Annotated in this window: 9 protein-coding genes and 1 riboswitch; of the genes, 4 read left to right on the plus strand and 5 right to left on the minus strand. The window is 45.7% G+C overall.

Going from position 1 to position 13,041, the window contains the following annotated elements:
• The first annotated feature begins 2 nt into the window (after nt 1–2).
• Both C170_RS27230 and C170_RS27235 read left to right on the plus strand, forming a co-directional pair.
• Nucleotides 3–1,595, plus strand: a complete 1,593-nt coding sequence (locus C170_RS27230) for an ATP-binding protein (protein ID WP_235200847.1) — start codon at nt 3–5, stop codon at nt 1,593–1,595.
• Between the two features lies 1 nt (nt 1,596).
• Nucleotides 1,597–2,298 carry a response regulator gene (locus tag C170_RS27235; protein WP_036616366.1) on the plus strand — a complete coding sequence of 234 codons (702 nt, stop codon included), beginning with the start codon at nt 1,597–1,599 and terminating at the stop codon, nt 2,296–2,298.
• 118 nt (nt 2,299–2,416) lie between these two features.
• On the opposite strand, the gene C170_RS27240 is transcribed toward C170_RS27235, so the two are convergent.
• Nucleotides 2,417–3,718 carry an alpha-glucosidase/alpha-galactosidase gene (locus C170_RS27240; RefSeq protein ID WP_036616368.1) on the minus strand — a complete coding sequence of 434 codons (1,302 nt, stop codon included), beginning with the start codon at nt 3,716–3,718 and terminating at the stop codon, nt 2,417–2,419.
• Nucleotides 3,719–3,921: 203 nt separating this feature from the next.
• Between C170_RS27240 and C170_RS27245 the strand changes: the two genes are divergently transcribed.
• Entirely contained in the window at nt 3,922–4,749 is an 828-nt protein-coding gene (locus C170_RS27245; RefSeq protein WP_051447426.1) for an AraC family transcriptional regulator, read from the plus strand.
• Nucleotides 4,750–4,826: 77 nt separating this feature from the next.
• A riboswitch (cobalamin riboswitch) is annotated at nt 4,827–5,019 on the plus strand.
• A gap of 709 nt (nt 5,020–5,728) precedes the next feature.
• Here the strand turns inward: C170_RS27245 and C170_RS27250 are convergent.
• The 4 genes from C170_RS27250 to udk form a co-directional block, all read right to left on the minus strand.
• Nucleotides 5,729–8,632, minus strand: a complete 2,904-nt coding sequence (locus tag C170_RS27250; RefSeq protein WP_235200848.1) for a DUF5704 domain-containing protein — start codon at nt 8,630–8,632, stop codon at nt 5,729–5,731.
• A 482-nt stretch (nt 8,633–9,114) separates the two neighbouring features.
• A complete protein-coding gene (locus C170_RS27255) occupies nt 9,115–10,386 on the minus strand; it encodes an S-layer homology domain-containing protein (RefSeq protein ID WP_036616370.1) in 1,272 nt (423 codons plus the stop codon).
• A 332-nt stretch (nt 10,387–10,718) separates the two neighbouring features.
• Nucleotides 10,719–11,048, minus strand: coding sequence for a chaperone CsaA (gene csaA / locus C170_RS27260; RefSeq protein ID WP_036616373.1), 330 nt, complete (start codon nt 11,046–11,048; stop codon nt 10,719–10,721).
• Nucleotides 11,049–11,159: 111 nt separating this feature from the next.
• Nucleotides 11,160–11,792 (minus strand): uridine kinase, encoded by a 633-nt coding sequence (gene udk, locus C170_RS27265; RefSeq protein ID WP_036616377.1) that lies wholly within the window; start codon nt 11,790–11,792, stop codon nt 11,160–11,162.
• Nucleotides 11,793–12,106: 314 nt separating this feature from the next.
• Between udk and C170_RS27270 the strand changes: the two genes are divergently transcribed.
• Nucleotides 12,107–12,952 carry a PRD domain-containing protein gene (locus C170_RS27270; protein ID WP_235200849.1) on the plus strand — a complete coding sequence of 282 codons (846 nt, stop codon included), beginning with the start codon at nt 12,107–12,109 and terminating at the stop codon, nt 12,950–12,952.
• The last annotated feature ends 89 nt before the right edge of the window (nt 12,953–13,041 follow it).

Consider the following 13,041-nt stretch of genomic DNA (forward strand, 5'->3'; position numbering starts at 1 on the left):
TATTGTCTGAACAAATAAAAAAAGAAACGCAGGCAGCCCACGGGAAACGGGTTCCGGCATATGTATGGGTGACCCTCGGGGTGACGCTGCTAACTTTACTGCTTCATGCCATCGGCATGAGTGGTGATTTGGTTAATGTAGCGCTTATATATCTGTTTCCCGTCCTGGTGAGTGCCGTGTATTGGGGAATGGGGCCAGCTGTATATGCCGCGAGTTTTAGCGTCATTATGTTTGACTTCTTCTTTGTGCCGCCATATCTGAGCTTTACGGTTGAGGATTTGAGATATCTCATCTCCTTTGTTGTGTATCTTGCAGTAGCGATCCTGACAGCAAGTCTTGCAGGTCGTTTGCGACAACAGTTGGAGAGGGTAAAAGCACGCGAGGCCACGACGAACTCCCTGTACGCATTGAGTCGTCAGATGACAGCTATTACGGATCTGAATACGTTGCTGGTTAACATTGCAACCCAAGTATCGCTTACCCTGGGTAAGCCAGCAGCTGTGTATCTTCCGAATGGGCAGGGGGATCTGCTGGTTACAAGCTCTTCTGCACCCGCATCAGAAGGGGAAAAGGATGGCTGGGGAGATGGAGAGTCGGAGATTGCCATTGCCAAATGGGTATATCATCACGGACAGATCGCCGGTAAAGGATCATCTACTCTGCGCGAATCTCCCGGACTTTACGTGCCGTTACGCACAGAGGAGCAGATTCATGGCGTGCTCGCCGTAAGCATGGACGCTGGCGAGATTCATGAGCAGCAAGAAGAGCTTCGTCTGTTGGAGGCATGCGGAGGACTGGCCGCAGGTGCTATTGCCCGAGTGAAGCTGGCGGAAGAGGCCAGATTAGCGCAGATTACTGCTGAATCAGAGCGCATACGCACAGCGCTGCTGGATTCTGTCTCTCATGAATTGCGTACGCCCCTAACCGCCATTATCGGCTCGGCTACAGGATTGTTGGAGAATGATACGCTTTTTACACCCGAGGATCGGAGAGAATTAACAGGCAACATTCGGGATGGAGCCTTGCGTATGAATCGTCTCGTCACAAATCTTTTAGGTATGGTTCGGCTGGAGAGTGGCATGTTGCAACTGAACCGGAAATGGTGTGACGTGGAAGATATAATCAGCGTTGTACTGACACAAGTTCGGGAATTCAGTCCGCATCGTAACATTCAAGTTGAACTTCCTGATGATCCGGTGTTCATTTATGGAGATGAAGTATTGCTGGAGCAGGTGCTGGTCAATATCGTCAGCAACGCCATCAAATATTCGCCCGACGAGACCCAGATTGTCATCATTGTGGCGAGTGACAGAAGTCCGAATCAATTGACGATCATGGTTGCTGATCAAGGCATCGGTATACCAGAAGCAGAAAGAATACGTATATTTGATAAGTTCTATCGCTCAGAGTCGACTCAGCATGTCACAGGGACGGGGCTTGGTCTGGCGATCTGCAAAGGCATTGTGGAAGTGCACGGAGGTACCATTGTGGCAGAGCCGAATCCGGGCGGGGGAACGAGAATGCGCATAGATATCCCCATGGAGGCTCAGGGATCACGGTTTCCCTATTCAGAACAAGGAGAGGTTGAAGAATAACATGAACGCACCACTAGGGGCTCGCATACTGGTGATCGATGATGAGCCGCAGATTCGCAAATTGCTCAAGGTCACCCTTCAGGCACACCAATTCGAACTCCACGAGTGTGGGGATGGCGAAGAGGGCGTTATTCAGGCCAGTATTGTACATCCGGATCTGATCATCCTTGATCTTGGTTTGCCGGGCATGTCTGGCATGGAGGTACTTCGCCGGATTCGCGAATGGTCACAGGTACCGATTATTGTGCTGACAGCGAAGGATCAGGAGGGAGACAAAATTGCCGCGTTGGATGGTGGTGCAGATGATTATATAACCAAACCATTCGGAATGGGTGAGTTGGTCGCCCGTATTCGGGTGGCGCTACGTCATGTAGCCAAAACGACAGATGAACCCATATTGCGTTTCGGATCACTGACGGTTGATCTGGCCCAAAGGCAGGTTGAACTGGAGGGGGCTTTGGTGAAATTAACTCCAACGGAATATGAGATGCTGAAGGTGCTTGCCTCCAATGCAGGGAAAATCATCACTCAGCGTCAGCTTTTGCAGCAAGTATGGGGAGGGCATCATCATGAGTCTGACAGTCATTACCTCCGGGTATATGTGGGACATTTGCGTAAAAAATTAAAGGAAGATCCGACGAATCCCCGATATATTCAAACGGAGCCTGGCATTGGTTATCGCTTTTTGCTCCCTGCCGAATAAGGTCCAAGGGAGCGAGACATTTCTTAACCATGATGTGATGCACGATTTCAGTTCGTGAGCGCCATGGAACGAACAAAACACCATCCCCTTTAACAGCAAAGGAAACGGTGCTTTTGTATTATGATGTGTATTTTGGCAACCAGTCGCCGTGAGCCTCAATCAACTCATCACACATGGCTACGATGTCATCGATAGACAGTTCTGCAGCTGTGTGTGGATCAAGCATGGCGGCATGATAGATATGCTCTTTTTTTCCAGTAATTGCCGCTTCGATTGTCAGCAGTTGCGTGTTGATGTTTGTCCGGTTCAATGCCGCGAGTTGTGGAGGCAGATCACCAATGTACGTAGGGCTGATTCCTGATCCATCGACCAGACAAGGTACCTCGACACATGCCTCACGCGGCAGGTTTGTAATCAGTCCGTTGTTCATAACGTTTCCGCCAATCTTGTAAGGGTTATTCGTCTCCATCGCTTCGATAATATGCGATGCGTATTCACGGCTGCGGGTATGTTCAATATTTTCGCTGGCAAACAGCTTGGTACGCATTTCTTTCCAGCCTTCAATCTGGTTCACACAGCGGCGGGGATATTCATCCAGTGGAATATTGAAGCGTTCAATCAGCTCCGGATAATTCCGCTTGATGAAGTAAGGGTGGTACTCGGCATTGTGTTCGGAGGATTCCGTTACATAATAGCCAAAACGCTGCATCAACTCAAAACGAACCATGTCGTCATGCTGTTCTTTCTGTTTTTCCTTCGCCAAACGTTTAATCTCGGGGTACAGATCCTGCCCGTCTTTGGTAACTTCGAGTAGCCACGCCATGTGGTTGATCCCTGCAATCTTCGCCACAACACCTGTCTGATCGATCCCCAGTGCATCAAACAGATGTGGTACACATACCTGTACACTATGACACAATCCTACGGTTTTGATCCCACCATGTACGTTCATGACGTTGGTAAGCACAGCCATCGGGTTAGTGTAGTTCAGGAACCACGCATCCGGACATACTTCCTGCATATCTCGGGCGAAATCCAGCATAACCGGAATCGTACGCAGATTACGGAAAATTCCGCCAATACCGAGTGTATCTGCAATTGTTTGACGCAATCCGTATTTCTTCGGAATCTCGAAGTCCGTAATGGTACATGGATCATATCCACCGACCTGGATGGCGTTGATGACATACTTGGCCCCGCGCAGCGCTTCTTTGCGGTCATGATATACGTTCACGACGCAACGACTTCCGAGTGAACGGGCCAGACTGGTCAGCAAACGCTCTGAATCGCTCAAACGTTCAGCATCGATATCAAACAATGCCAGCTCAAAATCCTGCAGTGCTTCGGTCATCATGACATCACCCAATACATTTTTGACAAAGACGGTGCTGCCTGCACCGAGAAACGTAATTTTATTCATCTTAAATTCAGCCTCCCTGAAAAATGTTGTACCCCAACTATAGGCCGATTCGGCACATATAACTATGGCTCAACCCCTTTCAAACATGTCATAATCCCATTTTTGTTCCCGCTTTAAACTAATATGGAAGCACTTTAGCTGTTATAATATAAATAGACGAAATGAAGAGGTAAGCGGAACGAAGTCAGGATGGAGGGCGAAAAATGAGTCGCATTGAGATGAATGTGGTTCCCGCAGGCTGGACACAGATGGAGCTGATGTTGTTGTTTTTCGGGTGGGAGGCATGTGATCCTGCGCATTATTGGGGACCCGGTGTACGTGATTCTTACATTGTTCATTACATCCATGAAGGACGGGGCACCGTGTACATGGGAGATCAGGAATACAAGCTTAGCGAGGGACAGGGTTTTGTCATTCTCCCGGACACACTTATTCATTATGAGGCGGATCCGAAGGAGCCCTGGACGTATTCGTGGTTTGGTTTTAAAGGCATACAAGCCAAAGCATTCATGCAACGTGCCCAATTGAGCCCGGAGCACCCGATATATAATGCCCATGATACAAATACGATGGAAAAGTTGTATACGGAGATGGTCCAGGCTTCTACGCGTCCGGGAGGCGATGTGATGAATCAGAGTCTCTTGTACCGCTTGATGGCAGAATTAATCTCTTCTTCTCCTTTAGAGGAAGAAATAGGGCAGCTCCTTTCGAACAAAGAGACGTATATCCGGCAGGCGGTGCAGTTTATGGAGAACAGGTACAGCCAGCGAACCTCCATTCTGGATATTGCCCAAGCTGTAGGACTGGATCGCACGTATCTGTCGGGATTGTTCAAAGAGCGATATGGCATGTCGCTACAGTCCTTTTTTCTGGAGTACCGTATGAATCGGGCAGCCGGACTTCTTCAGAATCCAGGGCTGTCGGTCAGTGAAGTGGCCCATTCTGTCGGCTATACAGACCCATTACTGTTTTCCAAGATGTTTAAGCGAGTGAAGGGTGTGTCTCCAAAGGGTTCGAGAAATCGAGATTAGACGCACCTAGTGATTCAAATTTAAAAGAAAAGTTTTGATCATTAAATGTTGTCCCGCGTTACTGATACAGAAGTGTAATTGAATATGTGGAAGTTGGTGCTTTGCCCGTCAGGGTGGAAGCTTAATAGGGAAGTCCGGTGTTATACCGGCGCGGTCCCGCCACTGTAACAGAGGAGTCAAGTAGCGATAATCCACTGGTTTAAGCCGGGAAGGAGCTGCAAGTGACGATGATTCTGGAGCCAGGAGACCTGCCAGGTTTAGGAAACACAGTAGTACCCTACGGGAGATAGGAAGGTGTTTAGAAAGCATGATTTTTTCTGAAAATCTGTTTGTTTAAGGCGTCCTCATCCAGTAACACGGAGATGGACGCTTTTTTTGATAGAATTTATAAGTTTTCAGCGGAGCTGTGGATGAAGAACATCATGGCACATAAATAAAGTTTTGGGGAAGGACGTTAGAGCACTTGAGCAGATATATCGTTAAACGATTATTACAACTCGTAGTCGTATTGTTCGGCATCACGTTCCTGCTAACCTACCTGTCTCCTGGAGAAAGTCTGTCAGGATAATACTAATGTGCGGGTTTTCTTTATAGTCTAAGTAAGGTTATAAAAAGAGAATGATGCAAGAAGGGTTACCCCAGAAGTCCATAGATGACTTTCAGGATAACCCTTTTGTTGTATAACAGGCATGTTGTGTGTAGTTGGGATGTGACACCGGAATCACTTGTGAATGCTTTATCGTATGTGGTTCGGTGCACCTATGTCATTCAGTACACCATAGTTTTGCGCAGGCTGTATAGTACTCAGTCTGGCACTTCATGGCTATTTCATCATATATTTATTGATTGCTTCATTGGGTGATTATCGCTATAAAGACAGTCAGTCTATTTTGGAGAGGTACTCCGCATATAGACTCTTCTGTCCACATGTAGTTGGCTACATCTGCTTAGCCAGTCGTACTGACATGAGAGATTCAAACTAGTGTGGTACTTGGGATTGGAAGTCATTCCGGCTGGACTGATCAGCATGGTAAAAGACAATGTCGCCATCCTTCAGCGGCCAGTTTCTACCTTGACTGTCTGTTGGCGTTTTGTTGAAACCTTCCATCTGCCATTGATTCATCAGTGGTGCATGAATGTATTGCAGATGGGGCGCCTCTGTATTTCCATTCCGCAGGCTCTCCATGTTGAAGTTGACTACGATATAACCATTCTTTAGAAAAACATTCGATTTCTCATCCAGTTGATTTTGTTGGGCAAGGGGTTCGAGATCTGTACCTTTTGGTACGGCATATACATCGGCCGGCAAGCTGTACTCCCCGTACCAGCGCTGGATTGATGCATTGGCCCGGTCCACGTTGACCCCGGAAGGAATGTCCGTTTTAGGTCCAATGAGTGTCCTAATCGGAGCGGAAAGGATCATCCAATCATAACGACCTACCCATGTTTTTTGATGAGAAGTCTGATCGACCAGGCGAACCATATGTTCTGCCAACGTACGCTGGCTGCGTTCTTCCGCTGTCAGTTCATAAGTATACTGATAACGTGCTGTATCACCTAACTCTGTGCCGGGTACATTTCGAAGACGTGAGTTCAGGACAACAAAGCGTTTCTCCAGATCCTGCACCGATCCGATACGGATCAGGCGTTCCTGACCGCGATGGTAGTACAGATCCACTTCTTGATGGGAGGACCCGTCTTTACTCACAAAAGCAAAAGTGGGTGTAATTCGAATACCATCCTGTTTGCCAAACATATTGCCCTTGGTCTTCAGATCGAACTTGAAATGGTACCCTGTCTTCACAGTTGCGTTAGCGAATCCCTGTACCGGATGGCTTCCTGGTCGAATAGGCAATACAAATGGAGCCAGGTTACCTCGCGGATCACCATCAATGCTATTCATCCCGGTCCAGTAGCTATAGCCCGTTGGTTCGGGACTACCCAACCGCTTGCGAAATACACTTTCCCAGTTGTAATCAGAGATATCAGTGACGTGAAAATCATATAACCTTCCGATGACATCTACCGGTACAGTGTCTGCTGCGACATGATATGCCAGATTGGTATTGGCATCCTGTTGCTCAGTAAAGTTTGCAGGTGCATTCTCTGCAATATTGCGGAATACAATATGGTATTTGCCTTCGTCTACCCATACAGGGAGATAGAATGTGGTGTCCAGTTGATTGACCGGAATATCCACCCATGTCTTAGCAGGGATAAACTGGCTCCGATCTGCGTTATAGACATCAAACGGGAATTGCACCTGTTTGATTCGAAAATATTTGGCATAGTCCCGATTTCCATAACCGGGATAACTCGCTGCGTCCAAGTGCTGTCCCGATGTGGGAATTCGCACAATGAACGGGCGTTCCAGAATGAGTGCAGCGCTGGTTGGGTCCGGTACGGTTTTCTGATTATGCGGCTGATCATCCGATACCCAGGCGTAGTTGACGACAGGGGTGTGTACCGTGACCGTGTTGATGCCGTTAATCGGTAATATTTTATTGGTGCCGCCATTCACGTTACCCGGTAGCAAATCATAATAGATCTCACCAGAGCTTGTGGTGTTTGCTTTATTAAGCAGGGAATTGCTGATCATATTACCCGGTTTGTACAGCACATCACGCCCAATCGTTGTTGGATTAGGAATATTGGATGGCGTTGGTCCATCTTTGGTTGCTTCCACATCATTCATAATGGTTGTGCTATTGAATTTTACTAGATCATTATTCACTTTACTTTGAGGTGTGTTGGACTCAGCCATCCCTTTTAACCGTGATGTATCATCTGGCACACTGGGAGGTTGGTTCAAACCACCTGTTAATTTGGGTGGAGTATATGAGATTGAAGTGGTTTGCCCTGGTCGTACATGGCTTTCTACGGATTCATCATTTTTAGACTCTAGTGTTGGTGGTGTGTATCCTGTTGGATTCATCGTAACGGTCTCACCGGGCAAAGCGTAATTATTCATGGTTGCTTTAGCGATCTTGTATACTTCCAGATTGTTAATTTTCCAGTAGGAGTAGTCTCTTGTGATCTGGAAGTTGTATGGCTTGGGTACCGTGTCGTTCGCGGGTACAGGTGGCCCTGGTGTACAACCATCATCATCACATTCCTCTGGTCCAGGTACTGTCCACTCTCTGTCGTACGAGATTGTGACATTACAGTTGTATGTAACTTTACCGCTCATTTTCGCCCAAGCTTGTTTAAACAGATAATTGTCAGCAAAGGCATTTGTGTAGAGTGACTCGGAAGTAGGGATTCCTCTTAACACATTGAATGTCTCATTATCTCTGTTATCTGACTTAATAACACCGTTGGCATTTGGATCGAGATCATTCATGCTCATGATGGTTCCAGCAGAAGGTGGTCCAATCGTTGGCGTGCAACCACCACCACCGCCCCCGTTACCGTCGCCCTCGCCAGTACCTGGGTTCTCTTCAACACCAATGTTTGTAGTGGTAGTTAACTGAAATCCATCTTTCTTCCACAGTACGGTGATGGTTGTTGTTCCTCTGCTGACGGCTTGGACTACTCCGGAGTTACTAACGGTAGCGACACCAGGATTGGATGATTCCCATGTAGTTGTACCACCGCTACCGGTGTTTACATTGGTTTCTGCACCAAAGTTTCCATCTCCAGTTTTCGTTTTGACCGTTGCATTCAATTGTTTGGACTGGTTCAAGCTAAGTTGCCCGCCAGCGGTTAGGTTGATCTCTTTGGTTATTTCGGCAAAGGCCCGCCAATATATATCCGTATTGAATATGTAGTCGGCAGAGAATTTAGGTGGATTATAGGGTCTGTGGGCTGTTGGTTCAATAGCACCTCCGATTTGCATCGTAAATTTCACTGCATCACCTGTGAAACTATCTACGCTGACCAAAATAGGTTCACCCGAAGTATAGTAATCTTTATTGTCCATATACATTGGTTTTAGTGAAGCAGAATTGAATTCAGAGCTATGATGTGGTTCACCAAGCTTATCTGTATATACAGTTGGCTTGTAGACTGGTTTGTCTAAAGGAAGATTGATACACACCAAGGATGAATTGGGTTTATTTGTCGTAGAATTATTTGATAATTCTTGTCCATTACATTCTCCGTCTACTTGCCACTTCATATTATCTAGTTGATATATGTAAATGCCGATATTACTTGTACCTTTACCTTCGACAGGACTAACTTTCTTTTGAGATTTTGCTGGGGTGGAAGGCTCCCAACGTGGAGCCTCCAAAGGGGGTTTTACCCCCGGGCCACCTCCAGCAAGAATAGAAGGAATAGGTGATAATATACTTATTATGAGTAAAGAAATGAATGATTTTTTAAGTACGGAATCGAAACGCAATGCGAATCACCCTTTTGAAATTAATTTGATGTGACATTGAAGTCGGTTCCCTCTTTGGTAATAAGTTTCACTTGAGTTGTTAATTCTTTATCGAAGTGTAACAATCCCATCGACCAGTAAGTAGGATTCTTAACCTGAAATAACCCTTTACTACCAAGGAAATCATTAATATGCGGTACTGAGTATTTAGAGAAAGATTCAGAATTTGGTGATTTTAAAGCATTGATACTTGGAGATTGTAAAAGGCTACCAGCCTGAAGTTGAGTCATGGAATTTTTAATATTTAAATCAAATTCAGCAAAAGAATAATACGATCCACGCAGTAAGGTGTCTTTCTCATCAACAAAAACTGGATAATAGATACTACGTTTTAATCCTGTAACATACGGATTTATGATAATCCAATTTTTTAATTTAACATCTGCATAACTAGTAACTGTAACTAATTCTTTATTTCTGACTTGAGAGAATTGATCAGTGACTCTACTGTAATCATACGAATCAAAGAATTTATTTTTTGGTGTTTTCTGATACTTAGGCGCAATAATATTCAAATTCGTCCCCGTCAAGCCCACCGCCCGCAGCTCATTCAGACCCTGAAAATCGGCAGGTTTTGCCTTGGCAACTGTTGCATAACGGGCAATCAACACAGCAACTTCCGCCCGAGTGGTGGTACGATCAACGCCAAATGTTTTATCGTTTGCTACACTCATCAGCCCTGTTCCCAGGGAAACGGCTACTGCATTTTTTTGAGCGCTTGCGAGTTTACCTGTGAAATATTCCTTTGCGGGCACAACGGTGTTCGTCACATCAGAGAGTGCTTGTTTGTAATCAGGATCAACCACGGTTAGCCCTTGCGTCAGCCAAGTAGCCATTTCGCCTCGTTGAAGAGCGCCTTGTGCATCCAATTTTCCCTTGTAATTAGAAGGGTTGATAAAACCTTTTGCGATAGCAATTGAGACACCACTCTTTGCCCACTCGGGTATGTCCGTGAAATTGTTTTGTTCTTGTGTTGATGCATTAGGCTGGTCGGATAGACGCCCCAGGATACTTGCCATTTCAGCTTTGGTGACAGGTGAGCTTGGTTTAAATGTTCCGTCAGCATACCCTTTGAAATACCCTTGTTCCACGGCTGAATTAATCGCTGAAGATGCCCAGTGTGTAGCTGGAACGTCCTTGAATGTAGTTGTAGTTTGTGCGGCTTCTACAGAACTCCCAACGCCTCCAAAACCTACGATACCCCCTGTTAATAAAGCTAGTGCCGTTACGCCGGAAATCATCATTTTTCTCATGAATTTTAATCCTCTCAATTGTGAATTTTTCTCCTTGATATGTACTTTTCAGGCTACTAGATACTAAATTTGTAATAATAATCAATATTCTACCATGTATAACTAGGCTATTGGTATGATTTATCAACAAAACTCCTCCTCTCCACTCAATCCTTACTATTTCTCCAGACCTACTTTTCCACAAAAAACACAAAAAAAGGCCACGAATCCGCAGATTCATAGCCTTATGCTTTAAGGTCTCCAACATATGTAATTCCATCAACAATCAATAAATCAAGAATACTCGATTTCCAAACATTTGAAAAGCCCTATTCTTCTTACTCAAAATAAAGTCAGGCTATCGGTGTTCCATTAGGTAATGGACTATCCGGTGTGAGCAAGACAACATCGCCTTCACCAGGCACGCCGCCCAGCACAAGTACTTCAGAGACAAAACCGGCAATCCGGCGAGGTGGAAAATTAACTACAGCAACGACCTGTTGGCCAATGATCATGTCAGGCGTGTATCGCTGAGTAATCTGAGCACTAGAGCGTTTAAGACCAAGTGGTCCGAAGTCGATCGTCATTTTAATAGCGGGAATGCGAGCCTTGGGGAAGGATTCGGCTTCCACCACGGTACCAACCCGGATGTCATGCTGCATGAACTCTTCAAAAGTAGCCATAGGGGTAGATCTCCTTTCAACTATTGGGGATTATTATAAATGAAAAATCAACAAAAAATCCAGATTACGCTGTATCGTAACCTGGATTTCTGTTGTATTGCTTGCAGAAAATTAAGCGCCGTTCCAATTTTCCCCGGTGAGGTATTTCTCGGTGAGGATGGATAACATCTGAATACCTACTTCATTATGTCCGCCTTCTGGAATAATGATATCGGCATACTTTTTGGATGGCTCGATAAAAGCATCGTGCATTGGTTTTACCGTTTCGAGATATTGTTTGTACACGGATTGGATCGTGCGTCCGCGTTCTTCAATGTCCCGCAGTACTCTCCGCAAAATTCGCACATCGGAATCGGTATCAACGAATACTTTGATGTCCATCAGACTGCGAAGATGTTCATCAATCAGCACATGCAGTCCTTCTACAATGACAATATGGTTCGGTGCCAGTTCAACCGTCTCATTGGCAGCACGGTTATCTATGGTGAAGTCATATACGGGGGCATACGCCGCTTGGCCTTTTTTCAACAGGGTGAGATGCTCAATCAACAGATCATTATCGAATGCAAACGGGTGATCGTAATTGGTGAGTCGGCGTTGCTCAGGTGTGAGCTGCGACTGGTCTTTGTAATAATTGTCTTGGGAGATAAACGTAACTTTAGCTGATCCCAGACGGTCTATGACGGAGCGAGCTACCGTCGTTTTACCGGAGCCGGTTCCTCCGGCGATACCAATAATGAGCATGGTTGTTCCATAAGCCTCCCTAGAATGGCAGCATAGTCATGGATAAAGAGCACTGTTCCACAATCGATTCAGCATCTTTACCCACATGTCTGTCTGTGAATACACAATTCCTTCATTGTACCACAGCGCTTTGCTTTTTTCATCTGCCTTGGAGAGGGATGTATTCCCTAGGATTGGATGATTGACTTTTTTTAAAACAGCACTATAATAAACTTATATTCATAACACGGACTGTTACTGGGGAAACCAGGCATGACCGAATTCGATTGCTTTACTGTAATCGCTTTCGGTCTTTTTTTTATTTTTGTTGGGGGGTGAGAACATTGAAGGTTATCAAGAAGGTAAACAATAACGTAGCCATCGCTATTAATGAACATAACGAAGAGGTTTTTGTCGTAGGCAAGGGTGTAGGATTTCTGAAAACGCCCTATGAGCTGACGGAGACGGACTTGGTGGAGAAAATATTTGTAGCACCAAAGAACATCCGTATGTATGACCTGCTGAACAGTATTCCGATTGAGGATATTTATCTCGCGGAGGAAGTCATCAAGCTGGGCAGTCAGATCCTGAATAAAACATTTAACCCGAATCTGCTTCTCACCCTGTCCGACCATATCAGTTTTGCATTAACCCGAACCAGAGAAGGTATCCGTATCAAAAACCCGCTGGAATGGGAAGTGCGGACACTCTATCCGGACGAGACCCGGGTGGGGGAGGCTGCGCTGAAGCTGATTCAGGAAAAAACGGATATCGCTCTGCCAACAGCCGAAACAACACTGATTGCTCTGCATTTTGTTAATGCACAGGTTGGATCGGGAGAGATGACGGATACCACCAAGGTGACCACAGTTACGGGCGAGATTCTGTCCGTGATCAAATATGCGCTCAAAATTGACTTTCAGGAGGATTCCATCCACTTCATGCGCTTTGCCACACATATCCGGTATTTCATTCTGAGGCAGATGAGCGGTAAATCGCTCAAAGACGAGAATGAATCTCTGTTCCTGATGGTGAAGGAGAAGTTTCCGAAAGAACTGGCTTGTGTGGAGAAGATTGCTGACTTCCTGAAAAATAATTACGGCTGGACCTGTTCGGATGATGAAAAATTATATCTGATTCTGCATATCCAACGATTGATTTCGAATGAACCAACGGAATGAACCTAATGAAAAACTAACCGAATAATCCATATTGGACTGTTACTGATTCGATCAGGCATGACCAAGCGTAGGGAATGACGATTCCCCGG

This window comes from Paenibacillus sp. FSL H7-689, from assembly GCF_000517905.1.
Taxonomy (GTDB): domain Bacteria; phylum Bacillota; class Bacilli; order Paenibacillales; family Paenibacillaceae; genus Paenibacillus; species Paenibacillus amylolyticus.